The organism is Alcaligenes sp. NLF5-7 (genome assembly GCF_024266725.1).
GTDB lineage: Bacteria > Pseudomonadota > Gammaproteobacteria > Burkholderiales > Burkholderiaceae_B > Alcaligenes > Alcaligenes phenolicus.
In genome coordinates this window covers 3,264,179-3,288,559 of record NZ_CP100755.1, presented here as the reverse complement: position 1 = coordinate 3,288,559, position 24,381 = coordinate 3,264,179, and the positions used below count along the sequence as shown (strand labels likewise).

General features: G+C 55.3%; 24 protein-coding genes. 10 read left to right on the top strand and 14 right to left on the bottom strand.

The genetic code is table 11. From position 1 onward, the window contains the following. Window positions 1–400: 400 nt before the first annotated feature. The 3 genes from ompA (at window position 401) to gph (ending at window position 2,505) form a co-directional block, all read left to right on the top strand. Entirely contained in the window at window positions 401–997 is a 597-nt protein-coding gene (gene ompA / locus MID00_RS15140; RefSeq protein ID WP_009464175.1) for an outer membrane protein OmpA, read from the top strand. Window positions 998–1,080: 83 nt separating this feature from the next. Beyond that, on the top strand, window positions 1,081–1,803 hold the full coding sequence (gene ubiG, locus MID00_RS15135; protein ID WP_250755871.1) for a bifunctional 2-polyprenyl-6-hydroxyphenol methylase/3-demethylubiquinol 3-O-methyltransferase UbiG: 723 nt from the start codon (window positions 1,081–1,083) through the stop codon (window positions 1,801–1,803). A 6-nt stretch (window positions 1,804–1,809) separates the two neighbouring features. Then, complete coding sequence (gene gph / locus MID00_RS15130; protein ID WP_022983283.1) at window positions 1,810–2,505, top strand: phosphoglycolate phosphatase; 696 nt, start codon at window positions 1,810–1,812, stop codon at window positions 2,503–2,505. Between the two features lie 6 nt (window positions 2,506–2,511). On the opposite strand, the gene MID00_RS15125 is transcribed toward gph, so the two are convergent. Further along, a complete protein-coding gene (locus MID00_RS15125) occupies window positions 2,512–3,378 on the bottom strand; it encodes a LysR family transcriptional regulator (protein ID WP_022983284.1) in 867 nt (288 codons plus the stop codon). A gap of 84 nt (window positions 3,379–3,462) precedes the next feature. On the opposite strand from MID00_RS15125, the gene MID00_RS15120 reads away from it, so the two are divergent. Further along, entirely contained in the window at window positions 3,463–4,998 is a 1,536-nt protein-coding gene (locus MID00_RS15120; RefSeq protein WP_083053338.1) for an MFS transporter, read from the top strand. Here MID00_RS15120 and fdxA read toward each other — a convergent pair. From fdxA to MID00_RS15105, 3 genes are all read right to left on the bottom strand, one after another. Then, window positions 4,995–5,327, bottom strand: coding sequence for a ferredoxin FdxA (gene fdxA, locus MID00_RS15115; RefSeq protein WP_009464181.1), 333 nt, complete (start codon window positions 5,325–5,327; stop codon window positions 4,995–4,997). The genes MID00_RS15120 and fdxA overlap by 4 nt on opposite strands. 121 nt (window positions 5,328–5,448) lie before the next feature. Then, entirely contained in the window at window positions 5,449–6,522 is a 1,074-nt protein-coding gene (locus tag MID00_RS15110) for a linear amide C-N hydrolase (RefSeq protein ID WP_022983286.1), read from the bottom strand. Window positions 6,523–7,065: 543 nt separating this feature from the next. Then, window positions 7,066–7,395 carry a hypothetical protein gene (locus tag MID00_RS15105; protein WP_009456315.1) on the bottom strand — a complete coding sequence of 110 codons (330 nt, stop codon included), beginning with the start codon at window positions 7,393–7,395 and terminating at the stop codon, window positions 7,066–7,068. A 106-nt stretch (window positions 7,396–7,501) separates the two neighbouring features. On the opposite strand from MID00_RS15105, the gene MID00_RS15100 reads away from it, so the two are divergent. After that, a complete protein-coding gene (locus MID00_RS15100) occupies window positions 7,502–8,305 on the top strand; it encodes a hypothetical protein (RefSeq protein WP_254499014.1) in 804 nt (267 codons plus the stop codon). Between the two features lie 43 nt (window positions 8,306–8,348). Here the strand turns inward: MID00_RS15100 and MID00_RS15095 are convergent, their stop codons facing one another. Then, on the bottom strand, window positions 8,349–10,424 hold the full coding sequence (locus MID00_RS15095) for a catalase (protein WP_254499013.1): 2,076 nt from the start codon (window positions 10,422–10,424) through the stop codon (window positions 8,349–8,351). Window positions 10,425–10,673: 249 nt separating this feature from the next. Between MID00_RS15095 and MID00_RS15090 the strand changes: the two genes are divergently transcribed. Further along, window positions 10,674–11,798: a metallophosphoesterase gene (locus MID00_RS15090; RefSeq protein ID WP_254499012.1), complete on the top strand. Its 1,125-nt coding sequence runs from the start codon at window positions 10,674–10,676 to the stop codon at window positions 11,796–11,798. 22 nt (window positions 11,799–11,820) lie between these two features. On the opposite strand, the gene MID00_RS15085 is transcribed toward MID00_RS15090, so the two are convergent. Both MID00_RS15085 and MID00_RS15080 read right to left on the bottom strand, forming a co-directional pair. Continuing rightward, window positions 11,821–12,597: a DNA alkylation repair protein gene (locus tag MID00_RS15085; protein ID WP_250755873.1), complete on the bottom strand. Its 777-nt coding sequence runs from the start codon at window positions 12,595–12,597 to the stop codon at window positions 11,821–11,823. After that, window positions 12,594–13,082, bottom strand: a complete 489-nt coding sequence (locus MID00_RS15080; protein ID WP_022983289.1) for a MarR family winged helix-turn-helix transcriptional regulator — start codon at window positions 13,080–13,082, stop codon at window positions 12,594–12,596. The genes MID00_RS15085 and MID00_RS15080 overlap by 4 nt, the downstream gene beginning before the upstream one ends. Before the next feature lie 310 nt (window positions 13,083–13,392). Here MID00_RS15080 and MID00_RS15075 point away from each other — a divergent pair, with 310 nt between their 5' ends. Continuing rightward, window positions 13,393–14,676 carry a pyridoxal phosphate-dependent aminotransferase gene (locus tag MID00_RS15075; protein WP_009456304.1) on the top strand — a complete coding sequence of 428 codons (1,284 nt, stop codon included), beginning with the start codon at window positions 13,393–13,395 and terminating at the stop codon, window positions 14,674–14,676. Window positions 14,677–14,732: 56 nt separating this feature from the next. Here MID00_RS15075 and MID00_RS15070 read toward each other — a convergent pair whose 3' ends face one another. Further along, window positions 14,733–15,635 carry a LysR family transcriptional regulator gene (locus MID00_RS15070; RefSeq protein ID WP_254499011.1) on the bottom strand — a complete coding sequence of 301 codons (903 nt, stop codon included), beginning with the start codon at window positions 15,633–15,635 and terminating at the stop codon, window positions 14,733–14,735. A 142-nt stretch (window positions 15,636–15,777) separates the two neighbouring features. Between MID00_RS15070 and MID00_RS15065 the strand changes: the two genes are divergently transcribed. Next, entirely contained in the window at window positions 15,778–16,179 is a 402-nt protein-coding gene (locus MID00_RS15065; RefSeq protein WP_022983255.1) for a RidA family protein, read from the top strand. A 40-nt stretch (window positions 16,180–16,219) separates the two neighbouring features. Here the strand turns inward: MID00_RS15065 and MID00_RS15060 are convergent, their stop codons facing one another. Next, window positions 16,220–16,807, bottom strand: a complete 588-nt coding sequence (locus tag MID00_RS15060) for a TetR/AcrR family transcriptional regulator (RefSeq protein WP_254499010.1) — start codon at window positions 16,805–16,807, stop codon at window positions 16,220–16,222. After that, the gene (locus MID00_RS15055; protein ID WP_009456299.1) at window positions 16,808–17,263 is read right to left on the bottom strand and encodes a MaoC family dehydratase; all 456 of its coding nucleotides are present in this window, start codon (window positions 17,261–17,263) and stop codon (window positions 16,808–16,810) included. 730 nt (window positions 17,264–17,993) lie between these two features. On the opposite strand from MID00_RS15055, the gene MID00_RS15050 reads away from it, so the two are divergent. Next, window positions 17,994–19,736 carry an ABC-F family ATP-binding cassette domain-containing protein gene (locus tag MID00_RS15050; protein ID WP_254499009.1) on the top strand — a complete coding sequence of 581 codons (1,743 nt, stop codon included), beginning with the start codon at window positions 17,994–17,996 and terminating at the stop codon, window positions 19,734–19,736. A 99-nt stretch (window positions 19,737–19,835) separates the two neighbouring features. Here the strand turns inward: MID00_RS15050 and MID00_RS15045 are convergent, their stop codons facing one another. The 3 genes from MID00_RS15045 to MID00_RS15035 all read right to left on the bottom strand — a co-directional run bounded on the left by MID00_RS15045 (window position 19,836) and on the right by MID00_RS15035 (window position 21,685). After that, window positions 19,836–20,339 carry an N-acetyltransferase gene (locus MID00_RS15045; protein WP_009456292.1) on the bottom strand — a complete coding sequence of 168 codons (504 nt, stop codon included), beginning with the start codon at window positions 20,337–20,339 and terminating at the stop codon, window positions 19,836–19,838. 33 nt (window positions 20,340–20,372) lie between these two features. Further along, complete coding sequence (locus tag MID00_RS15040; RefSeq protein WP_254499008.1) at window positions 20,373–20,864, bottom strand: RidA family protein; 492 nt, start codon at window positions 20,862–20,864, stop codon at window positions 20,373–20,375. Window positions 20,865–21,067: 203 nt separating this feature from the next. Then, window positions 21,068–21,685 (bottom strand): LysE/ArgO family amino acid transporter, encoded by a 618-nt coding sequence (locus MID00_RS15035; RefSeq protein ID WP_009456290.1) that lies wholly within the window; start codon window positions 21,683–21,685, stop codon window positions 21,068–21,070. 110 nt (window positions 21,686–21,795) lie between these two features. On the opposite strand from MID00_RS15035, the gene MID00_RS15030 reads away from it, so the two are divergent. Beyond that, complete coding sequence (locus tag MID00_RS15030) at window positions 21,796–22,695, top strand: LysR family transcriptional regulator ArgP (protein WP_250755877.1); 900 nt, start codon at window positions 21,796–21,798, stop codon at window positions 22,693–22,695. A gap of 112 nt (window positions 22,696–22,807) precedes the next feature. On the opposite strand, the gene MID00_RS15025 is transcribed toward MID00_RS15030, so the two are convergent. Next, window positions 22,808–24,316 (bottom strand): PLP-dependent aminotransferase family protein, encoded by a 1,509-nt coding sequence (locus MID00_RS15025; RefSeq protein ID WP_254499007.1) that lies wholly within the window; start codon window positions 24,314–24,316, stop codon window positions 22,808–22,810. Window positions 24,317–24,381 lie beyond the last annotated feature (65 nt).

Sequence of the window (24,381 nt, the reverse complement as noted above, 5' to 3'; positions counted from 1 at the left end):
CCGTAAACGGACAAGAGGAAATTCTAGCACTTTCACATAGAGGGACGCAGCGTAGCGAGGCGAGAAGGCGGGCGATATGTGATTGAAACGGTCGATTCGCCAAAAATCCATCGTCCACTAATCGTATCGATGATGGATTGAAGAAGCGGCCCCACCCTTCCCCTGTTGCCTAAAACCAACAATAAAAGGAAAGAACAAGGCTAATTCCACGCATCTTCACGAATCGTTCCCCGTCCCCCTCACGCATGTGGCCGAAATGTCTTAAGATTCGACCTAACACGCATGAAACCCAGCGCAAGCAAGTCTTTGTTCCGTTCAAAGGATTGCTATACTGGTTCCGTTAATCAGCGGCAGGGGTTCGCTGCGGTCACTTAACAGCATCAGCTCAACGAGGAGAAATATGAACAAACCCTCCAAAATCGCACTTGTACTCGCCATTGCCGCCGCATCGGCCACTAGTGCAGTTTCCGCACAAGAGTCCGGCGAAGTTAACAACTGGCGCAATCCGTTCGGCGACGTTTGGAAAAACGGCACCAACGAACTGTGCTGGCGCAACAACTTCTGGACACCTGCTACAGGTATTCCAGGTTGTGACGGTGTGCCCGTTGCCCAAGCCCCCGAAGCTCCTGTCGTCGCTCCTACTGTCACCAAAGTGACTCTGAACGCTGACACGTTCTTCGACTTCGACAAATCCACCATCAAGCCAGAAGGCCGCCAGGTTCTGGATCAAGTGGCTGACACCGTTCAGTCCATCGATCTGGAAACTCTGATCGCTACCGGTCACACTGACTCGATCGGCGCTGAAGCTTACAACCAGAAGCTGTCCGAGCGTCGCGCCAATGCTGTTAAAGCATACTTGGTCAACAAGGGCGTACCTGCAGACCGTATCTACACCGAAGGCAAGGGCGAAGCTCAGCCAGTGGCGTCCAACAAGACCCGCGAAGGCCGTGCTCAAAACCGTCGCGTAGAAATCGAAATCGTGGGCAACCGCAAGTAATTCTTGCTGCATCACGTATTTCTGTAGCTAAGGCTACAATTAAGGCTCCGCTTTTGCGGGGCCTTAATTTTTTTGGATGAGCCATGACCGCTTCCACCGTCACTAACGTCAATGTCGATCCCGCAGAGATCGATAAATTCAGTGCACTGGCATCCCGCTGGTGGGACCCTGACAGCGAGTTCAAACCGCTGCACGCCATCAACCCTTTGCGTCTGGACTGGATTCTGTCCTACACCGGCTCCCTGGCGGGCAAGCAGGTATTAGACGTCGGTTGTGGTGGCGGAATCTTGTCGGAAAGCCTGGCTCAGTCCGGCGCCGACGTCACCGGCATTGACCTGGCCGAGCGCTCCTTGAAGATTGCCCGTTTGCACAGTCTGGAATCGGGCGTACCCGTCAAATACGAGATGATCAGCGCCGAAGACATGGCCGATCAGCACCCGGGTCGTTTTGACGTTGTCACCTGCATGGAAATGCTGGAACATGTCCCCGATCCGGGCTCCATCATTGCGGCCTGCGCCAAACTGGTCAAACCCGGTGGCTGGGTCTTTTTCTCGACTCTGAATCGCAATCCCAAATCTTTCTTGTTTGCCATTGTGGGCGCCGAGTACCTCTTGCGCCTGATTCCCAAAGGCACGCACAGCTATGAGGGCTTCATCAAACCCAGCGAGCTGATTTCCTCGGCCCGCCGCAGTGGTCTGGATGCCCTGGCATTGAAGGGTCTGGAATACAACCCGATTACCGAGCACTATCACCTGTCTGGCGACACCTCCGTCAACTACCTGCTGGCCAGCCGCCGCCAAAGCTAAGCCCTCATGAATAAACTGGTTCTATTCGATTTCGACGGCACCTTGGCCGACTCTGCTCCGGATCTGGCCGCTACGGCCAATCGCATGCGCAAGGAACATGGCCTGCCTGATTTGCCCTACGAAGCACTGCGTCCCTATGCCTCGCACGGTGCACGGGGGCTGCTCAAGGTAGCCCTGGATATCAATACCGATCACCCCAACTACGCACAATTGCGAGCACAGTTCCTGCAGGACTACAACGATCACATGACGGAGCTGACCTATCTGTTTGAGGGCGTAGCCCCCATGCTGAAACAGTTAGAGCAGGCCGGCTACACCTGGGGCATCGTCACCAACAAGCTGGAATACCTGGCCCTGCCCCTGATCCGTCATTTAGGACTGGAAGCGGGTTGCGCAGTCACCGTCGGCGGGGATACTACCCAGCACACCAAACCTCATCCCGCCCCCTTGTTGTATGCCGCCGAGAAAACGGGCTTTGATCCCAAAGACTGCCTGTACGTAGGTGATGATCTGCGCGACATCCAGGCAGGTCAGGCTGCTGGCATGGCCACCATGATTGCCGCCTACGGCTACTGCGCTCAGGACGAGAGCCTGAGCACTTGGCAAGCCGATATGACCGTGCATCACGCCTCTGATATCTGGGAAGGCGTACAACGCTGGGCCAACGGTCAGCTTTCCCGCCCTTCCCCACTAGCCTGCTAAACAGGCTTAAGGCAGCAGCTCCGACAGGCGCTGCTGCATCCACACTGCCGCAGGGGGCAAAGTTTGCCCCTGCCGCCACAGCATCCGCACTGGCAAGGGTGGCAAAACCATCTCCCGGCAATGCAACTGCGCCAGCTTGTTGCGCAAGTTTGCATACTCGGCAATATTCAGGGGCAAAATCGCCCAGCCCAGACTATCGGCCACCATATCGGCAATGACATAAAAGCTGTCTGAGCGCCACACACTGGGGCTGACAACCATTTGCTCTGTCCCTTCAATATGAATCAGCAATTGTCGATGTGCCGTCAGCTCTTTACGGCTGACCTGATGCTGACTGGCAAGCTGGTGCGTACGCGCCACACAAATCGCTTGGGGCACAGCGCCGATATAACTTTGCGCGAATGACGCGGCATCAGCACCGCGATCAAACTGAAAAGCCATATCCGAGCGGCCTTCCTGCACATAGTCCATCACCTCGGAAGCGGTTCCGTTCCAGACCGTTAATTCCAGTGCAGGCCAGCGTTCAGCCAGCTCCTTGAGCAGCAGCCGCAAGGGCTCTTGAGGCAAGGCTTCATCCAGAGCAATTTCCAGTCTGGTCGGTTGCCCTTGCGAGAAATCCAGTGCCCGACGATTCAACACGTCTACCTGACGCAACAGAGCCTTGGCTTCCAGCAGCATGATTTCGCCCGGCACCGTCAGGCTTAACGTTCGTCGTGAACGATCAAACAACTCCAGATTCAGATCCGCTTCCAGCAGGGAAATCGAGGTGCTGACGGCTGACTGCACCTTGCCCAACTCTTTCGCGGCCTGAGTCATGGAGCCAGTTTCTGCCACAGCGACAAAATGTCGAATACGTTCCAGTGTCCAATCCATTTATCTATTTTATAGATGCTAATCAACTTTGACTGTTGATAATATTGATAGATCATACTTGCTTTCCTACCGCTCTGGTCTTTTATGCTGCACAGCTCGATTACCCATCAAGCCCACACTGCTCCCCTATCCCCAAGCCGTCGCTGGTTGATCCTGGCAATTGTGTCGGCAGCTCTTCTACTGATTGTGGTGGACATGACGGTGCTCTACACCGCCCTGCCACGCCTGACCCATGATCTGCAGGCCTCGGCCTCGGACAAGCTGTGGATCATCAACAGCTACGCTCTGGTCGTCTCCGGACTGCTGCTAGGCATGGGCACCCTGGGTGACCGCCTGGGTCACAAGCGCCTGTTCCTGTCGGGTCTGGCCATGTTTGGTCTGGCTTCAGTCGCAGCCGCCTACTCTCCGAACCCAACGGCCTTGATCGCCGCACGCGCCTTTTTAGGTGTGGCAGCGGCCATGATGATGCCCGCCACTTTATCGCTGATACGCATCACCTTTCATGATGAGCGCGAACGTGCGGTGGCCTTCGGTGTCTGGTCTTCTATCGCCTCCGGTGGTGCCGCCTTTGGTCCGGTTCTGGGCGGATTCCTGCTGGAACATTTCTGGTGGGGATCAGTCTTTCTGATCAACGTGCCCATCGTGCTGATCGCGTTGCCTATGGGCTGGATTCTGGTGCCCCGCTCCACGCCAGATGCATCGCGCCCCTGGGATATCAAAGGCTCCTTGCTGATCATGGTGGGCCTGGTAGCCAGCACCCTGGCTATCAAGGAAATGGGCAAGCTGCATACGGATTGGGGTTTGACCGCTGCCGCCCTGCTGATCGGCATCTTGTTTCTGAGCTGGTTTGTCCGTCAACAGAACCGCAGCCCTTTCCCTTTGCTGGACTTTGCCCTGTTCAAGGACGCCACGCTAAGCACCGCCGTACTCTCTGCCTTGACGGCCTCAGCGGCCTTGATCGGTATGGAGCTGGTGTTCAGCCAACGCCTGCAATTGGTACTGGGTTTCTCACCATTGGAAGCGGGCCTGGCCATTATTCCCTTGCCGCTGGCAGCCTTTATAGCCGGCCCCTTGGCCGGGCGCCTGCTGGTCGTCATCGGCAGCAAGCGACTGCTGATTGGCGCCCTGAGCTTGGCGGGAGCAGGCATGGCCGCTTATCTGCTGTGGCATAACAGTGCACAGCCTCTACAAGTGATCAGCCTGGTCATGCTGGGCCTGGGCATCGGTGCGGCCATGACGGCGGCTTCCAGCACTATCATGCAAAGCGTGCCGCCTTCGCGCGCTGGTATGGTGGCCTCGGTCGAGGAAATGTCTTATGAACTGGGTGGTGCGCTGGGCGTGACCATTATGGGTAGCCTGCTGTCCTTCGTATATAGCGCCAGCCTGATCTTGCCACAGGAATTAAGTGACCGCGCCCTGGCCTACGACAGCCTGGATCAGGCCTTATTGATGGCAGAAACCATGCCACAGAATCTGGCTCTGACCTTAAGTGAACTGGCCCGTGACTCTTTTGATAAAGGCTATGTCGCCGTACTGGCCAGTTGTACGGCTTTGCTGGTGATGGCGGCCTTGGCGGTCTGGTACTTCCAACGCAACAACAGCCATCAGAAAGCCCATTAATCTTTCTTCAACAGCGCCAGCTTGTCGGTCTGAGTCGCCCAGTATTCATGATCCGGCAAGGGCGCTTTTTGCTGGCTGATACGCTTCCAGGCCGGGTCCTCGCTCAAGGTCCGGTTCAGCTCCACATAGACCTGCTGCTCGGGCGTCACATCCTGATCACTGACAATCGCCCCCACCGGACACTCGGCCACGCAGATGGAGCAGTCAATGCATTCGTCAGGATGAATGACCAGGAAATTCGGGCCTTCAAAAAAACAATCCATGGGACACACCGTCACACAATCGGTGTACTTGCACTGGATACAGGCTTCCGTCACTACATAGGTCATGAAACAGCTACTTCAACAAATAAAGACGGGGCATAGCATAACAGCTAAGCATGAACATCATGTGATCGCTGTCGGCTATGCCCCGGGTATTCAGCCTAGAGTGGCATATACCACTGCCCCATTAAACAGCGGGCGGTTCGGCGGGTTCGAACTTGAATGGCTGGGCTGGTTTGAAGTGGTCCAGCACTTCACCCATGTAGACCTTGCTTTGCTCCGGCCCCAGATCCAGCTTCATCACTTTGCCGGTTTCTGCCGAAAAATCCGCTTTTTTCATATCCACCCAGAATGCACCGGGTGACAGAACCGAATCAAAATAATACAAACTACGTTGATGGTCGAACACCGTGCGCCAGCGTGTCGAGGAGTTGTTGGGCTGACCGGGCACTGTCATGCCATATGGAGTAGAAGCGTTACGTATCACGCTCAACACACTGGCTACGGCCTTGTCATCACTCAGGTTGCGTGGCACTGCATCAATGTAAAAAGAGGCGCGAGCAAAACGATCTGCAGCACGGCTAGTGCCGGGTAACATGTTCATGCCCCCCACCTGTTGCCAGTAATCCTTGATGGCCAATTGCTGATCAAATGTGGGCGAATTGGTCAGAACCTGATATTTACGACTATGGTGGATGTGTTGCTTACCGTCGATATACTCGATAATCGCACTATCCCCTGTGGCATCCGACATGGACAGGTGCAAAGTTGCCAAGCGATCTTCACCTTTGACCTTGGCAGTAACGACTACAAAGGGATTTTTTTCTAATGCAGCAACCGCTTCGGCCACGGTTGCAAAATTATCCAAGACGTACTGTCCCCACAAAGACATGCTTAAGGTCTTATCGCCTTTTTGAGGCGTGGGATATTGGGACTCCACCAGCCACAGCAAGTTGACGTTCAAACCTTTTTCATTGGCCCCGTCGGTAGAAGCAATGTCATAACCCGACGCAATCACGCTGCCGTATTTCGAGGTCCACTCAATGGACGAGGGGCCAGCTTCGCCAGTACGTTTTTCACCGCGAGGAAAAATCCAGAGGTTGGTGCCGACATCCAGCTTCCAGTCCATGGAGCGACCGGTAATCACCTGTCCGTTATCACCCAGAAAAACAGCTCGGGTACACGCCTGAGAGGCCGCAGGCACCAAAGCCAGCCCAACTGCGCATGCCAGCAAAGTACGACGACATTTTTTTAGCAACATCTTTCTCTCCAGAGACGGCTAGCCGCCCAATCAATAAAACAAAAAAACCGACTGCTTACACAGCCGATACATTGGACACGGGTGTAACAAAAACAGGATTAGGACATTGCGTCAAGCCAAGTTAAGTCTTGTGGTGCAAGACCGACAAAAACGGAGCATGAAATCCCTTGTTTTGAGAATAAAAACATTTGCTAACTCATGATCGACCGCAATATTATTTTTTCTTCCTGATCGCCTTGAAACTGCGTTTTTCACTCTGAAAACGTGGGTAGCTGCCTTATCAGCCCGCGTATAAATGAACCAAATAAGATCTCCAAACTACACAGGCCTTTTTCTTGTTTTAAAAAACTTAAAAATAGTCATTCAGATCTGAAAACACAGGCGATGTGTGCTCGAAATCTTTTACCCAGAACTGGAAGATCATTAATTACCAGGAATGGCCAAATCCTATCCGTAGGCACAAGGAACGGCATAATGCCTCGACACGGACTTCAATAACATGCAATAAAAAACAGCCCGTAACGGGCTGTTTTGCAAATTCGTCTAAAACTCCAGGCAATCAAAAAACCCCGGCAATCCTGCATAGCTATCCATAAGCTGGTCAATGACATAAGCACTGTCACGGGTTTCCAGAGCCAGCAGGTTTTCCCGGTAATCTTCTTCAGCCAATCCAACGGCTATGCGGCCCGGTTCGACACGGGCACCGGCCAGCAGCTCGGACAGCTTGGGGTCCTGCATCGCCTCCAGGGCAGCGCGCAAGGCCAGTTCTTCGTCCGTGAAACCAACTTGTCCGGTGCGATCAGCGTGTAACGCCGCTTGCACTAAGGGCAACAAATTATCAATATCTTGCTTGCTAAGGTAAAACACATGCATGACACGTTCTCCACGGGTTGGTGATCGGCTAGTCCAGCATACCGAAAGACACAAGACTGGCGCTAGTGCGCCGTCATTTACAGAATTAAAAAGGGGGTCCATGACAATGATGCGTAAACTCACTCATTCCCGCTGGCTATTATTGGGAGTCTTGCCACTGGCCAGTCTGGCTCATGCCCAAGTGAGTGCTCAAGGTCCAGACGCCATTTCCGACAGCACGACTTCGCCACACTATGCCGTGCAGATTACACCCTATGCCTGGATTACCGGCTTGTCGGGTGAGGCCTCCCCCTTCAAACGCGCGCCCTCCCTGGATATAGAAAAGTCCTTTTCAGATGTCCTGCACGATCTGCGTGCCGCGGCCTTTCTGAACGCCTGGGTGCGTCGCGACCGCTATGTGTTCAACAGTGACCTGCTCTACGTGAACACACGCGAAAGTGAAGTGGTAGGTGGTTTGCCTTTGGTCGGTGCTGCAGAAGGGACCGTGGACACACGTCTGTTCATGGCCACATTGCAAGGTGGTTACCGCATCTACGATACTGAACAAGCCAGCCTGGACGCACTGGCCGGTTTTTCGTTTTGGGATATACGCACCCGTGCCCATCTGAGTACGGCTGGCCGAACCCGACATCATCAGGAGAGCTTCAATTGGGTGGACCCCATGATAGGACTGCGTGCGTTCTATCGTTTCACCCCGGAGTTTTCCACTCAAGCCCAGATCCACTTGGGCGGCTTTGGCGTGGGCTCGCGCCTGAGCTATCAAGCTACCTTGACCTTGAACTACGACCTGTCAGAGAACTTCTCCATCGCTGCCGGATACAAGATGCTGGATGTGGACTATCGTCGCTCCGGCCATGTCTTTGACACTCGCATGTCGGGCCCCGTGCTGGGGCTAAGCTGGCGCTACTGACGGCACGTGAAAGGGGGCGGCACCGCCCCCTTTTCACAAGACATCAGGCCATACCATCTACCTGATGCCGTCGCTCCCAGAACCGTGAAGACACTTTTTCAAGCAGATCATCACCGGTTTTAATGACGAACACACCCTTGTCTACTGATACGCCCGCCCTGTCCAGCAAGGGCTGGGCTGCGCCGTTATGACCAATTGCTTTCAAGTGTCCATAGGCGTCGGCTACAAAATCCACTGCCGCCTTGTTAGTGCACAGTTTTGAAGCCTCTTCCTGGGTAAGCAGCAAGGCCACCGCATCAAACAGAACGGAGGGCGCACCCGCAATCTTTTCGTCGGCAGCCAATTGTGTGCCGTCTGACAGCGTCACTCCCCCTACTTGCGGAGCGATAAGCTTGACGGCCACCCCGGCTTCCTGAGCCCCTGTCAGCAGCATTTCCAGCAAGCCCTTGTCAGCTCCGTCCGTTACCAGAATACCCAGCATCCGACCGGCAATCGGCGACTTCTGGGCCAGTATGGACAAGGCTTTGGAAGGTGCCATGTCGATCGGCTCGCGGGCGGGCTTGGCAGGAGGCGGCAAATCCAGCCCCAATCCCTGAGCCGCTCGTTTGGCCAGATCCTCATCAATGACACGCATGTGCGAGAGCACACGCACACGAACATGATTGAGCTGGACCTTGGACAGTTCAAATACCAGCCCGGCAATCAGATGCTCCTGCTCAACTTCAGTCTGAGAGCGATAAAACAATCGGGCCTGGCTGTAATGATCCGAGAACGACTCAGCCCGTACACGCAGTTTTGCGCCATCGTCTACGGTACTGGGGAAGGTGCGAAAGCCATGCGGCTGCGCGCGCGGCCCGCCCGATTCACCCGCCTCCTCCAGGCTATTGGGCTCGTAGGTCGCACGGCCCTTGGGAACCTGCGTCTGCATCATGCCGTCGCGCTGCATATTACTGAATGGGCAGCGGGGTGCATTGATAGGAATCTGATGAAAGTTGACCGTTCCCAGTCGAGACTTTTGCGTATCCAGGTAGGAGAACAAGCGGCCTTGCAGCAAAGGATCATCCGTAAAGTCGATCCCCGGAATGATGTTGGACGGCAAGAAAGCAACTTGCTCGGTCTCTGCAAAGAAGTTGTCGGGATAACGATCCAGAACCATACGACCCACGATTTTGACGGGCAGACTTTCCTCTGGAATGAGTTTGGTCGCATCCAGCACATCGTAGTCCTGCTTGTCCGCCCACTCCTGATCGAAAACCTGCACACCCAGTTCCCACTCCGGGAAGGCTTCGCTTTGAATCGCCTCGTACAAATCGCGTCGTAGATAATCCGAGTCCACCCCGGAAATCTTGACCGCCTCATCCCACAGGGTGGACTGCAAGCCCTGCTTGGGTTTCCAATGAAACTTCACAAAGTGCGACTTGCCCTTGGCATTCACAAAACGGAATGTGTGCACACCAAAGCCCTGCATCATGCGAAAGGACCGTGGCAAGGCTCGATCGGACATCAGCCACATGACGGTATGCAAAGACTCGGGCATCAGGGAGACAAAATCCCAGAATGTGTCATGGGCTGACGCTGCCTGAGGAAAGCCCCGGTCCGCCTCGGGTTTGACGGCGTGGATCAGATCCGGGAATTTGATGGCGTCCTGGATAAAAAAAACGGGCATATTATTGCCCACCAGATCCCAGTTGCCTTGCTCGGTATAGAACTTGACCGCGAAACCACGCACGTCGCGTGGTGTGTCTTTGGAGCCTTTAGAGCCGGCTACCGTTGAGAAACGACAGAACACCGGCACCCGATGTCCTTCCTTTTGAAATACACAGGCCTGGGTCAACTCCGGGATTGCTTGCGTGCATTCAAAATAACCATGTGCTCCTGTGCCGCGAGCATGAACAATGCGCTCCGGTATACGTTCATGGTCGAAATGGAATATTTTCTCGCGCAGGACAAAATCTTCCAACAAGGTCGGGCCACGCGCCCCGAGACGCAAGGAATTCTGATTGTCCGATATCGGTACGCCATGATTGGTCGTCAACTCAGCATGGCCAAACTGATGTAACTCCCCGCCTTGCCCCACGGCATCCTGATTGGTTTTGGCTGCGGATTTTTTAGTCACCATATGTCCTCCAATCAAATCAAACGAAAACCCCGTTCCACTGGGGTGCCCTTGGGAAAAAGCCTAGAAGTTTTAATGACTTGATGTGCGAAGCAATCTCTCAAAACGTAATCAAGCATGTCCACCTTTTTTCGTGACGGAGCTGTAACTGTCTGATGAGCGCTGACATCATGCCCACTTCCTCGCTCTATACTGGGCACGCTTTATCGCCTGCTCAAGCGCGGGCTCCCCGTTTCTTTTTGGAATGATTTCGTGTTTCAAGTCGCTGCCCTCGTTTTTGCCCTTTATGTCGCCTGGCGACTGATCAAACCGCTGAAGATCAAACCCTGGATCAAATGGCTGCTCAGCATCTTGGCCGTCGCCGCCACCTTCCACCACTACACCGTAGCGCTGTTCTGGGGCTCACGGGCCTCACCGGAAATTCCCGCACAAGTCATCATGGTCCTGGGCTGGGCTTTTGGGACAGTCCTGCTGGCCGCCTGCTTTACCTTGATCACCGATCTGGCAGGTTTACTGATGCGCGTTCTGTACAAGCCAGCCGGGCTGCTTCTGTTGCGCTCCTCTACCTTGCGGGGCATGCTGGGCATCGCAGCGGTCAGCCTGTCCGCACTGGGTGTCTGGCAGGCAGTGCAAGTCCCCGAGCTCAAGTCCATCGAAGTAAAGGTCAAGGGCCTGTCCCCCAAGCTGGATGGTTTCAAGCTGGTGCAACTGACTGATCTGCACGCCAGTCGTCTGCTGCAAGGCCCCTGGATACAAGCCATTGTTGATAAAACACAGGCTTTGAAACCGGACCTGATCGTCATTACTGGTGATCTGGTCGATGGCACGGTGAAAGCGCGCCGCGATGACGTCGCCCCCTTGCAAGCCCTGTCTGCCCCGCAAGGGGTGTGGGTGATTGCAGGCAACCACGAGTACTACACCCAGTACCAGCCCTGGATAGAGCACTTCAACAGCCTTGGGCTACGTATGCTTCTGAACGAGCACAGCATTATTGAACAAGACGATGCTGCTTTTGCTTTGGCTGGCATTACTGACAAGTCGGCAGCCGTGCATGGGCAACCCATGCCCGATGTAGCTGCAGCAGTCGCCGGGATCCCTGCTGGCATGCCCATCATCATGTTGGCCCACCGCCCTGACACCGCCAAGGAAAGCGCAGCGGCCGGCACGGCCTTGCAGTTGTCGGGCCATACCCATGGCGGCCATATTGTGGGCATGCACAAGATCGTGCAGATGGCCAATGATGGCTATGTGGGTGGACTGTATCAAGTAGGGGATATGCAGTTGTACGTCAGCTACGGTGCCGGACTGTGGGCGGGCTTCCCGCTGCGACTGGGGCGCGCCTCAGAAATCACCTTGATTACCTTGCGCGCCTCCTGATTCCAGGACTGGAACCGGAGCATCAAGACACGCTGCGCAGCGCCCGTCGACACAGGCGCTGCACAGCAGCATTATCCGGCGCTTGCATCTGCCATTGGGCACATAGATCACGCACCCACTGCGGCTGATCCTTGGCCGCATCATTCAAGAAATTGGCTACCGAGTCCTGCACATACACACTGCCATCCCGATACAAGAGCTCAAGAATCGGCAACATGCGTTCCGGTTCTTTTTTCAGGATGGCAATATGTGCGCACCACACTCCCCGAGGGCGCAAAGCCTCACACGCAAAGCGACGCAGATATTCCGAGTCTGAGCGCGCCCACTGCTGCAAGCTCTGAATCGACGCATCCAGCTCGGCCACCAAATGAGGACGTACCGCCATCCAGGACCATTCACGCACACCAAAATGCGCATCATCAGCCAAAGGGCGCAGTGCCTCCAGGCGCTGAGGCACACTTAAAGATGCACGGGCTCCCACCATAAAGCAGGCCCAGCCCCGCACCACATCAGCCGGGTGATCCGAACAGCGCGTCCAGGCCATCTCGCCATACGTGTCCAGCAAATATTCCCCAATGGCTTTCATGCGCTTGAGAATGCCCAATTGGGCCAGGGTGTCGATGTGCTGTGCACCCTGCTCATCCAAATCCGGAAATACGGTCGCCACCAGCACGCGCTGATCGATGGCCAAGGACTCGGTCAGAGTAAGACCCTGGATTTCCCCCTTGGACAGAGCCAGCAAAATATCAGCCGGTATATCCGCGACCTTGGCATAAGCCTTGCGGTTCTCGATACTCATGACGCGTCTTCTCCACCAGCGGCTTTGTTCAACAAGGCGCTAAGCTGGGTGCACTCCGCCTCGGACAAATGCCGGAACAATTCGCCTATCCACTGGGCGTGAGTTCCTACCAGCGTCCTGGCCAACTCCGCCCCCTGAGGGCTGAGTTTCACCATGACAGAACGCCGATCGGTCTGGGCCGCAAAGCGCTGCACCAAGCCCGCTTTCAGCAGCCCATCCACCAGAGTTGTGACAGTCGCCCGCGTCACGCCTGCCCGTTCAGCCAGGATGTGGGAAGGCATGCCGTCGGGTGCTTCCTCCAGCAGGAACAAAAGTACAAAACGGGCTTCACTCAAGCCATGGGGCGCCAACAAGGCGGCGCAGTCCCGATCAATACGGGCAGACAAGGACAGGAGCTGAAAACACAGGGACATGCCCTGAACGTTGACGCCCTTTTGCTGCTCTGCGTGCGAGAGCAAGGCCCGATATTTCGCTTCCAGTTTCATAGTTCGACATCAAATGATTTGATGTCGAATCTTAATATCAGAGCGCTTCAAAAACAAGAAAAATAAAGGAGGGCTGATTTCACATCATGCCAATCCAATCCATAAAGCGGAATATGTCCAGGTAGTAAGGAGCCTATCGACAAAGACAGCCGTTTTTTCGACAAAAGAGTGTCGCCAAAATTCGACAATGCCACATTTTAAGCTTGATGCTTACAAGACAGGCCCACGCATGCGGTAAGGTATAAGGCTGGTCAGGCATCAGCCCTGCACCGTTCATCAGCAGCACACATGGAATCCGATTACCAGCATCATGAATAGCATCAAGAAATCGAGCAAATTGGCGAATGTTTTGTACGATATTCGCGGCCCCATCATGGACCGGGCCAAACAAATGGAAGACGAGGGCCAGCAACTGATCAAGCTCAATATCGGCAACTTGGCGGTATTCGGTTTTGACGCCCCGGAAGAAATCCAGCTCGACATGATCCGCAACCTGCCCAACTCTTCGGGCTACTCGGATAGCAAAGGTATTTTTGCCGCGCGCAAAGCCGTCATGCACTACACCCAGGAACAAGGGATCAAGGGCGTGACGCTGGAAGATATTTACCTGGGCAATGGCGCCTCTGAGCTGATTGCAATGGCCACCAACGCCCTGCTGGACGACGGTGACGAACTGCTCCTGCCCATGCCCGACTATCCGCTGTGGACGGCTGTCACCAGCCTGTCCGGCGGTACACCCGTGCACTACTTGTGTGACGAATCCAAAGGCTGGATTCCGGACCTGGACGATATCCGCTCCAAGATCACCCCACGCACCAAGGGCCTGGTTGTCATCAACCCGAACAACCCCACCGGCGTGCTCTACCCCGACTCGGTGCTACAAGCTCTGGTCGATATTGCTCGCGAATTCAATCTGGTGCTGCTAGCCGACGAGGTCTACGACAAGGTCCTGTTCGACGACATGAAGCACACCGCCATGGCCAGCCTGTCCAACGACGTACTGACCCTGACCTTCAACTCCCTGTCCAAGAGCTACCGCGCATGTGGTTACCGCGCAGGCTGGCTGGTGATTTCGGGCGACAAGAAAGCCGGTGCCGACTACATCGAAGGCCTGAGCATGCTGGCCAATATGAAGCTGTGCGCGAACGTGCCCGGCCAATGGGCCATTCAGACCGCCTTGGGTGGCTATCAAAGCATTAACGATCTGGTATGCGAAGGCGGACGCCTGCGCCGTCAGCGCGATCTGGCTTACGAGCTGATCACCGCGATTCCAGGGGTCAGCTGCGTCATGCCCCACGCTGCCCTGTACATGTTCCCGCGTCTGGATCCCGAGGTTTATCCCATCAAGGACGACCGCCAATTCTTCCTGCAACTGCTGGAAGCCACCCGCGTGATGCTGGTGCAAGGCACGGGCTTTAACTGGCCTCATCCGGATCACTTCCGCATGGTGTTCCTGCCCCACGAGCCGGACCTGCGCGAGGCCATCAACCGCATCGCCAAGTTCCTGAAAGACTACCGTATCAAGCACGGTACAGAACGGCCTGAGTTTGCCCAGGCGACCATTCCAGTCGTAGACAGCGCCGAAGCCGAATAAAAATCGGACTCAATGAAAAAAGCCAAGGACTCATTCTCCTTGGCTTTTTTTGGCACTCAAGATACTTGAGACAATTGCTCCGCAACCCAATCAATAAAGACACGCAGCCGAACATTCGTATGTTTGCTGCGATGAAAAGCCACATACAAGGGCATAGGGTCCATCGTCCAATCCGGGAATAACGCGATCAGGCGCCCTGCTTGCACCGCTTCCTTGGCCAAATACGCCGGCAGGCAAACCAGCCCCAAACCCGCTTCACCCGCTGCCAGATAGGCATTGCCATCATTCACGGCCAAGCCATAACGGCCTGGCAAAGAAACCCGTTCTTTATCGCGACGCAAGGCATAAGGAAACGGTTTGTTCTGATGCTCCCACAGGTACCCCACCATTCGATGCGCAGACCCGTCCAGCTCTTCAGGATGCACAACGGTACCAAACCGCTCCAGATACAAGGGTGCAGCATAGATGGACAGATGCAGCGCCCCCACCCGCTTGGCGATCAAGGACTGGTCCTGAATCTGACCACCTCGAACCACACAGTCCATGCTTTCATCGAGCAGATCTACCGTCTTGTCGCCTACGCCCATATCCAGCTGAATATCCGGGTAGCGTGCGTAGAACGACGGCAAGGCAGGCACCAGCACACGGCTGGCTAAAGGGCTGGGCACATCTACCCGCAAGCGGCCACTGGGCGAAGCCAAGGCTTGGGCCAGATCCCGCTCACTGTCTTCCAGATCGGCCAGCAATTGCACCACACGCTCAAAATAAAGTGCCCCAGCGCTGGTCACACTGACCTTGCGCGTCGTGCGATGCAGCAAGCTCACCTGCAAGCGTGCCTCCAATTGCTGCACCAGATGCGTGGCCCGGGTTCGGCTCAGATGCAAAGCTTGGGCCGCCTTGGTAAAGCTGCCCGTTTCCACCACCTTGGCAAAGGTATGCATCGCTTCGAAACGGTCCACGTATTGTCTCCAATCGGTTGCAGTGATTGTTTTGATTATAGAAATAGTGTTGTCTGCCATCCAGCGTTTATCTGTCCACGCACAAGACCTACAGTGCATAACTCAATGAACTTCACCTGCCCAGCAGGCACTGGAAAGCATGATGACTACCTTACGCCAAGCCGTCTTCCCCACCGAACGCCAAGCCTTGTATGAGCGCGGTCACTACTCACCGGCGATTCGTTCCAATGGCTTTTTGTTTATTTCTGGCCAAGTCGGCAGCCGCGAAGACGGCTCACCCGAGCCGGACCTGGAACAGCAAATACGCCTGGCCTTTGAGAACCTCAATACCGTGCTGGCCGCAGCAGGTTGCAGCTTTGCTCATGTGCTGGATGTGACGCTGTTTTTGGTGAACCCGGAAGCCAATCTGGAAACCCTGTGGAAGGTTCTGCCGGACTACTGGGGGGATGCGCCTTACCCGGCACTGACAGGCGTAGGGGTGCCTTGGCTGTCGGGTTTTCAGTTTGAAATCAAGGTGGTGGCACAACTGCCCGAACAAGCCTGATACGCAAGCTCTTGTCGCCATTATCGATAGGCTAATCGTGCTAATCGGACTCACTGCCAGGCAATGCGGCCAATACCGCAGCCTGCATACTTTGCGTAAACGCGGTATCGCCCATGGCCCGACTGAGCATCCCTGTCCCCAACATGGCGGCAAACAAGAGCATGACTTGCTCTTCGGTCTGCTCGGCACACGCTTGCAGGGCAACGCCACGAAACTGCTCAAACAAGCTCTCTACGCCTTCACTGTAAATTGCCGTGGTCTGCGCATCCGCAGGCAGGCCGCTGGCCAGGGAAGAAAAGGCCAGGATCGGGCAGCTTTGGGTTTGAGGACGGTGCTTGAAATATCGCCGCATCAAGGCTTGAAACCCTTGCACGGCGTCCTGTTCATAGCGCTGGTTGATACGCTCCCAGGATTCGGAGGACTGGGTAAAAGCAAATCGGGAGGCCTCATCAATCAAAGCCTCCTTGGACACAAACTGCTTGTAGAACGCGCCTGCCGTCAAGCCCGCCTCTTTCATGATGTCCCCGATCGAGACCCCTTCCACTCCATGTTTGCGAAACAGTCGGCAAGCCGTCTCCAGCACACGCTCGCGGTTGCGTTCGGCCTGCTCACGCGAGACACGCCCCATTCAAACCTCCGGACGACGAAAGGCAATCAGCTTGGCAATCAGGCGCTGGCACACTTCATTGTTCTGATTCAGGGTGTGAGACTCCACCACCACCATGCCCCTGTCCGCTTTGGAGCGGGAGAGCTGAATGTCGATGATTTTACTGAGCACATGCAAGACATCGCCAGGGCGCGTAGCCCGTGGCCAATCGATTTGCCCACCTGCACCAATAATCCCCTGACTGAATACCAGGCTGTCCACCAAAAGCCTCATGGTAATGGCGGCGGTATGCCATCCACTGGCGGCCAGCCCCTGAAAGAACGTGCCCTTGGCCGCCTCTGCATCCAGATGGAAAGGCTGCGGATCGAACTGGCGGGCAAAGCTGACAATTTGCGCTTCATCCAGAGCATGTTCTGCGCTGCGAAACTCCATTCCCAGGGCCAGATCCTCAAGATAGACAGGTGCTGTAAGGCTCATCCGAATACTCTCCAGAAAGTGTGTGAGTACGCGTCGCTGCCCGCGTAAATAGATTATGGATGGCAGCTATCCTTGCACAGCTTTCCTGGGAAAGCAAGGATAGATTATGGCCATACTCTATTTTTAAAATGGTAATAGTTCTACTTTTTTTACTGCGGAACAAACCATCCAGAAGCTTGCAAGCAGGTGCCTGAGTAACGAAAAACAGTCTAAAAATCAGTTCCTTGCGGCCAGTTGAAGGCACAGTATCCAGTGGCACACCCGTCAGGCCACACCCCTGCTACTACAGGGACAATGCATCTTGAATGCTACACATCCCTCCAAAAACCAACGCCTGAGTTTTCTACCGTTCTACATCCTGATTACAATCACACTCTTGCGGTTTTGTCGGAACGAACGGTGTTTCATACCCGTCTTTCTTTCCCAGGCACAACCAGTCCTTACCCTGCCCTGAGGCCACAAGCTTGTTGATTCAACAAGTCTTTTGTACCCGCTTCAAGCATGGCTAACCCATTGATTAAGAGGAGATCCTACACCTATGTGCACATTCATTTATGCACTCTTCTTTGGTATAGAGAACGGCTCAAGTTTTCGATTTCGCAGCGCGATAATCTAGACTTGAGCGAAGCATTAACTTACTGAAGGACTTCACTCAGGCCTCAAGAATTATCGTCAGCTTCTATTGACGAGGATGCGCTGTACCCGCGCACCCAAAAAACTTGAGCATGTCATGAGTACTTTACTGTCAGTCCACTCACTCTCTTACGAAACCCTTTCCGGTCCTTTATTCAAAGAAATTGCCTTCACTATCAAGGCCGGAGATCGAGTTGGACTTATAGGCCACAACGGTTGTGGCAAAAGCACCTTAATCAGCCTGCTGTGCGGCGAACTGACGCCCAGGCAAGGCAGTATTTCACTAGCAAACCACTGCATTCTGGCGCGTGTTGAGCAATACCTGCCAGCGGATCTGCACGCCTTGAGTTTGCTGAACGCCGTACTGGCTGCCCTGCCCGCAGAGCAGCACGACACGGATGCCTGGCGCGCAGAAAGCTTGCTTGGCGAGATGGGCTTTCAGGAACAGGACTGGCATACCCGGGTCAGTGCCTTAAGTGGTGGGCAGTACACTCGCCTGCTGCTGGCACGGGCCTTGATTACCCAGCCTGATCTGCTCTTGCTGGACGAACCCAGCAACCACCTGGACCTGCCTTCCCTGCTTTGGCTGGAAAGCTTTCTAAGCAATTGGCGCGGCACATTTTTGCTGGTCTCTCACGACCAGCGCTTGCTGGATCGCGTGTGCAACAGCACCATTATTTTGCGCGATCGTACGCTGTCTTTTTTCTCTCTACCCTGCTCGGCTGCGCGTGAAGCGTTGCGCAATCGAGACGAGGCGGATTGGCGTCGTCATCAAGGCGAGCAAAAGGAAATTGATCGCATCGAACAAAGCGCAAAACGCTTGGCTATCTGGGGACAGGTCTACGACAACGAGACCTTTTCCCGCAAAGCCCAAAGCATGGAAAAGCGCCTGTCCAAACTGCGCGAAAACCAGACCGATCTGACGGATGGCACACCCTGGACCTTGCAGTTGCATGGCCTGGACATGAAGGCAGATCGCCTACTGGATATTGCAGATATGGTCGTCAGCCCGGCACAGAACCTGCCTGCTCTCTTTCAAGCCCATGGCCTGCAGGTGCGCAGCGGGGATCACATCGGATTGGTCGGTCGCAATGGTTGCGGTAAATCCTCTTTATTGCGTCAGCTATGGCAATACCGGCAGGACGAGGTGGACATGGACGGGCTGAAGTTTCACCCGCAATGCCGCATTGGTTATTACGACCAGGACCAACAGCAACTGGATGGTTCCAAGACCTTGCTGCATGCCTTGCAGGACTTTTCGCCCTTGCCGGACGATGTCAGGAAAATGGCGCTGATCAGTGCCGGTTTTCCTTATCTGCGGCATGCACAGAAAGTGAATAGCTTGAGTGGTGGCGAGCGTGCTCGGCTGATGTTTATTGCCCTGTCGCTGGCCAACTATCATCTGCTCTTTCTGGACGAGCCAACCAACCACCTGGACCTGGACGGCAAGGAAGAACTGGCAGAGGAACTGTGCGAATTCAAAGGCGGTTTTATCCTGGTCACCCATGACCGGGAGCTGCTGGAGAAAAGCTGCAATCGCTTCTGGCTGGTGGACGAGGGTTCCTTGACGGAAATGCAGGACTTGACGCAGTTGTATGCTGCTCTGGTCCAGACAGGTCAGCCAGAGGAATCCTCACCCATCCTCAGCCCGGGCACAGGAAGCACAACAAGGGCTCAATCAGCCCCCTCCAGCGACGACACATTGCTGGAACAACTGATTGAACTGGAAAGCAAACTGGAGGCTGATCTGGCACGCAAGCCCAAGCATCAAAAGCCTGGCTTGCAAGAGGTCTGGCAAGCGGAAATCCACAAGCTGCGCCAAGCCTTGAACCTGGAGTAATCCAGACCTTATGCCTTGTCTGCTCAACAGATCCGGCAAGGCATAAAAACAGCCCCTTGTTATCAGATTCAACAAGGGGCTGTCTGTATCTGCTGGGCTTCAGTCTGCTAAATCCAGCACCAAGGTCTGCGACATCAAGGACGAACCCTCACGCAAAGGCTCGGGCTCTCCGCTGGGCACAAAGCCATAACTCTCATACAGCCGGACGGCTGCTTCATTCGTCAGGGTCACGCCTAAGCGAACACAGGCTGCTTGCCTGCTTTTTGCCCATTGCACTGCGGTATCCAGCAGAGCAAAACCCGCTCGCAAACCTCGCGCCGACGGCGCCACCCACATCTGATAAATATCGGCCAGAACGGGCTCTGAGGCAGACAACTTGCACCAGACCAGGCCGCAAGCCTGCCCCTCTTTTTCAGCGAACAAGACGCGGTCCGTCTCGGACGCACAAGCAGCTTGAATCCGCTCCTGCCAGAAATGCTCAGGATGTGTGGACTCCACGGCATAGGTACTCCCAAATGCATCGGGACAATCACGCAAGGCGCCAAGACGCAATGCTTGATACAGACGCCATTCCTGCGCCTGAACCGGACGAATAGAGATCACAACACATCCTTTTCAAGAAAAATCTGGCGGCGATCAAGGCCGCACGGCCGTCACCTCCAGCTCGACCAGCCAGCCTGGGTTCACCAGAGCCTGGACCGCCATGGCTGATCGCACAGGCAGATTTGGCTGCTCCTTGGTTCCAAAGTACTTGGAATAGCCTGCCATAAAGCCGTCAAAATCCAACTTGCCATCCTCCGGAGCAACCAGGAAGGCCTGCATCTTGATAATGTCCCCTACCGACATGCCCATCCCTTCCAACTGAGCCTTGATCTGCTCCATGATGGATTCGGTTTGCTGCTGCATATTGCCGTAGGCTGCCGTGCTGGCCGCATCAGCCGACTTGTCGCGCACAGCGGGAACAGTACCGCTCAAGTACACCGTGGTTTTACCGGCAGGCACTTCCACTGCCGTCAGAATCGGGAAATCCGAATTGGGAATAGGATGGCGCTTCACATCCTGCGCCAACGCTGGTGCAGCCAGACTACTGATCAGAGCAGCAGAGGCAAGCATCTTCACGACATTCATAGTTTTCTCCTGATTGAAGGTGTAAAAACCAAGACTTCATTAGGTACGAGCTCTTCCCTAAAGCCTATTTAATTTCAGAAAGCCGCTCTAAAGTTCAGACAGTTATCTTTTGATTCAAAAAAACTGACTTTCTGTAGTCTGTGCAGCGGGCTGTTATCCAGGCAGCAATCGCATCCACAGAAAATCTCTAAGGAGTCCAAGGCTTAATGCAAAGGCCTCAACAGCAATAAAGCACACAAAGCCAGCATGAAAACAGCGATGCTGCCATCCAGTACACGCCAGGCCAACGGCTGACGAAACACAGGTTGCAGCAACCGCGCCCCATAGCCCAAGGCCAGAAACCAGCTGGCACTGGCCGCACAGGCCCCCAAAGCAAATGCCCACTGCAAGTTACCGGGATAAGGCGTGGACAGACTGCCCAACAGCACCATCGTATCCAGATAGACGTGGGGGTTCAAAAAGGTGAACGCCAGACAGGTCAGCAAGATACGGCGTCGATTGCGCTCGCTCCCCTGCCCGGCCATCAGGCTTCCTTTACCCGTCCAGGCCCGCTGCGCGGCCAGCAGCCCATACCAGGCCAGAAAAGCCGCGCCACCAAAGCGCAGAACTTGCAGCAAACCAGGCCATTCCTGTACCAACGTACCAATGCCAGCCACGCCCCCCAGAATCAGGACAATGTCGGCCAGCGCGCAGATTGCCACCACCAGCCCCACATGACTGCGCTCCAAGCCCTGTCGCAACACAAAGGCATTTTGAGTGCCGATAGCCATGATCAGGCCCGCCCCCGTCAGAAAGCCAGTTGCAACAACAGAGAAGAACATGCCAGCCATCCACAGAATTGAAAAACTGCGTTATGGTGCTGTCATTTACGGTTTAAGAAAAGCTAATTATTCTTCACTTAATTAAGAATAATTAATCAAACAAGCCAATTATGGATCTGCTGCACCCACAACTACGAGCATTTACGGCCGTCCTGGAAGAAGGCAGTTTTGAAGCAGCCGGGCGCAAGCTGTACATCACCACCTCAGCCATCTCGCAGCGTATCAAAGCGCTGGAGGACAGACTGGGGCAAGTGCTGGTCCTGCGCCAGCCGCCTTGTCGTCCAACACCGGCGGGAGAGTTGCTGCTGCGTCGTGTACGGCCCATGCAGGTTCTGGAAGCCGAGGCCGTCGCAGACTTCCTGCCAGAGCAAAATGGCCCACGACGGCCTATCGCCATTGCGGTCAATAGTGACTCGCTGGACACCTGGTTTCTGGAAGCCTTGTCCCGGCTAAGTCAGGAATATGGCTATCTGTTTGATGTGCGCGTGGATGATCAGGACCACACACTGGAATTGATACGCAATGGCTCCGTGCTGGGCGCGGTCACTGCCGAACCTGCCCCCCTTCAAGGCTGCGAGGTGCAGGCCTTGGGCATCATGCGCTATCAGGCCATTGCTTCTCCCGAGTTTGTGGCCCGCCATTTTGGATTGGGAATAGACGCAGCATCCCTGGCTCAAGCCCCCATGATCGTCTTTAACCGCAAGGACGAATTACAGTGGCGCTTTATACGCCAAATCACGAATGACTCCGTAGCCCCTCCCATCCACTACCTGCCCACCTCCACCGGCTTTGTGAAAGCAGCGGCTTTGGGCCTGGGGTGGTGTCTGGCACCCGACTCCATGGTCAGCGATGCCCTGGCCGCCGAAGAGCTGGCTTTAGTCGCCCCCGGCCTGTGGCTGGATGTGCCTTTGTATTGGCAACATGCGGCTATCCGCTCCGACACCTTGCGCAATATGGGTAGGGCCCTTCAAGAAGCGACCCGCAGCTCATTGCTGCCGGCGCCTTCTTGAACAGCTCTTTGAGGCCCGTACGGGGAAACAATGGGTGAAGTTTTCCACTTCAGGAAGATGGCAGAAGTCTGATTCACGCCGACTCTTGCCACAGACTTGTCGAGAACAGCACTCAGGACTTTCGTTTGGTTCTGGAAGGTCGGGCAAGCTCAGAAATAATGCGCGCCAGCTTCTGCGCCGCTTCCCTCATTTGCTCGGGACTGAATGCGCTCAAACCCAGAATCAGTCCCGAAGGTCCCTGCCCAGCGTGATACATGGGTGAGACGGGACGCACTGCCACGCCTTCCTTCATGGCTCGCTGCGCCACCACCACATCATCAACCGGCGAGGTCAGCCACAAGACGGAATGCATGCCTTGATCGCTTGGCTGCAAGCTGGCCAAATCACTGGGCAAAGCCTCGCGCACAATCTCAAAAAGGTGGTTACGACATTGGGTGTAGATCCCGCGCATACGCCGAATATGGCGCTCCAGATGCCCCTCTGAAATAAAGCTGGCCAAGACATGCTGGTCTGCACTGGGCGGGTGCCGATCCAGCAGAACGCGCGCTCCGCAAAATGCCTGGACCAACTGCGGCGGCACAATCGCATAACCCAGACGCAGCGAGGGAAACAACACCTTGCTGAAGGTTCCCAGATAGATCACCCGCTCCGGGTCCAGACCCTGCAGGGAAGGAAAGGGATGGCCACTGTAGCGGAACTCGCTATCGTAATCATCTTCGACAATCCAGGCGGACATATCGCGTGCCCAGGCCAACAAGGCATTGCGCCGCGCCATGCTCATGGGCATGCCCAAAGGATATTGATGCGAGGGAGTGACAAAGGCAAGCCGCGCATCTGCTTGCAAACGTATGCCCGCAGCCACATCCAGCCCCTCTTCATCCACCGGTACACGAACCATACGTTCCGGCGAACCTATCGTATTCAAGATCGCGGTAATACCGGGATAGGCGGGGTTCTCCACCCAGGCAAAATCCTGCCTGCCCATCAACACCAAACAAGCCAGAAACAAGCCCTGCTGTGTACCCGTCGTCACAATGACCTGCTCCGCCTCGCAGCGCACCGAGCGTGACCGGCGCACGTACTCTGCAATAGCCTCTCGTAATGGCAAGGCGCCTTGAGGGTCCCCATAACCACCCGGCGCGCCCTGACCATGGGCCCGCAAGCGATTCCCCAAGCGTCGCCAGATGGGGCCTGGCGCGGCGGCACCCAAGGGGATCGACACGGCAAACGGGGCAGAGGGTAAAGGCTGAAATTGAGCCGCAACCGTATTGAATGGCTGGGCGGCAAGTGGTGCAGGCTGGGCAGGCAGCGATGCCGTCCTGCGTTTCTTCGGCCTTGTTTTGGGATTGGCCAGCGAGTGAGCGATGTAAGTGCCCACGCCCGGCGAGGACTCCAGAAAGCCTTCGGCAATCAGTTGCTCGAAAGCCTCTACGACCGTGCCACGGGCGACACCCAAAGACGCTGCCAAGGCTCGTGTGGAGGGCAAGGACTCACCCGGCTTGAGCGCACCGTTTTTTACTGCTTCGCGCAACTTCTGCGCCAACTGACGGCCCAGGCCCCCTGCACTTCGGTCCAGTTCGCCAAGGGAAGGAATCTTTGGATTATGAGCAGTACGAGACATGAATTGTGGTCCATAAAAATAGCGCCAAACTGGTACAGATCAATGATCCAGAATAGACCAATAAT

Bases quoted from the DNA above. Each gene is read 5' to 3' on its own strand.
- MID00_RS15110 (WP_022983286.1), bottom strand. From the start codon at position 6,522: ATGTTGCTAAAAAAATGTCGTCGTACTTTGCTGGCATGCGCAGTTGGG.
- MID00_RS15095 (WP_254499013.1), bottom strand. From the start codon at position 10,424: ATGGTGACTAAAAAATCCGCAGCCAAAACCAATCAGGATGCCGTGGGG.
- MID00_RS15085 (WP_250755873.1), bottom strand. From the start codon at position 12,597: ATGAGTATCGAGAACCGCAAGGCTTATGCCAAGGTCGCGGATATACCG.
- MID00_RS15125 (WP_022983284.1), bottom strand. From the start codon at position 3,378: ATGGATTGGACACTGGAACGTATTCGACATTTTGTCGCTGTGGCAGAA.
- gph (WP_022983283.1), top strand. From the start codon at position 1,810: ATGAATAAACTGGTTCTATTCGATTTCGACGGCACCTTGGCCGACTCT.
- ompA (WP_009464175.1), top strand. From the start codon at position 401: ATGAACAAACCCTCCAAAATCGCACTTGTACTCGCCATTGCCGCCGCA.
- MID00_RS15055 (WP_009456299.1), bottom strand. From the start codon at position 17,263: ATGAGCCTTACAGCACCTGTCTATCTTGAGGATCTGGCCCTGGGAATG.
- MID00_RS15025 (WP_254499007.1), bottom strand. From the start codon at position 24,316: ATGTCTCGTACTGCTCATAATCCAAAGATTCCTTCCCTTGGCGAACTG.
- MID00_RS15100 (WP_254499014.1), top strand. From the start codon at position 7,502: ATGATGCGTAAACTCACTCATTCCCGCTGGCTATTATTGGGAGTCTTG.
- MID00_RS15050 (WP_254499009.1), top strand. From the start codon at position 17,994: ATGAGTACTTTACTGTCAGTCCACTCACTCTCTTACGAAACCCTTTCC.
- MID00_RS15120 (WP_083053338.1), top strand. From the start codon at position 3,463: ATGCTGCACAGCTCGATTACCCATCAAGCCCACACTGCTCCCCTATCC.
- MID00_RS15030 (WP_250755877.1), top strand. From the start codon at position 21,796: ATGGATCTGCTGCACCCACAACTACGAGCATTTACGGCCGTCCTGGAA.
- ubiG (WP_250755871.1), top strand. From the start codon at position 1,081: ATGACCGCTTCCACCGTCACTAACGTCAATGTCGATCCCGCAGAGATC.
- MID00_RS15060 (WP_254499010.1), bottom strand. From the start codon at position 16,807: ATGGGGCGTGTCTCGCGTGAGCAGGCCGAACGCAACCGCGAGCGTGTG.
- MID00_RS15065 (WP_022983255.1), top strand. From the start codon at position 15,778: ATGACTACCTTACGCCAAGCCGTCTTCCCCACCGAACGCCAAGCCTTG.
- MID00_RS15105 (WP_009456315.1), bottom strand. From the start codon at position 7,395: ATGCATGTGTTTTACCTTAGCAAGCAAGATATTGATAATTTGTTGCCC.
- MID00_RS15035 (WP_009456290.1), bottom strand. From the start codon at position 21,685: ATGTTCTTCTCTGTTGTTGCAACTGGCTTTCTGACGGGGGCGGGCCTG.
- MID00_RS15080 (WP_022983289.1), bottom strand. From the start codon at position 13,082: ATGAAACTGGAAGCGAAATATCGGGCCTTGCTCTCGCACGCAGAGCAG.
- fdxA (WP_009464181.1), bottom strand. From the start codon at position 5,327: ATGACCTATGTAGTGACGGAAGCCTGTATCCAGTGCAAGTACACCGAT.
- MID00_RS15075 (WP_009456304.1), top strand. From the start codon at position 13,393: ATGAATAGCATCAAGAAATCGAGCAAATTGGCGAATGTTTTGTACGAT.
- MID00_RS15040 (WP_254499008.1), bottom strand. From the start codon at position 20,864: ATGAATGTCGTGAAGATGCTTGCCTCTGCTGCTCTGATCAGTAGTCTG.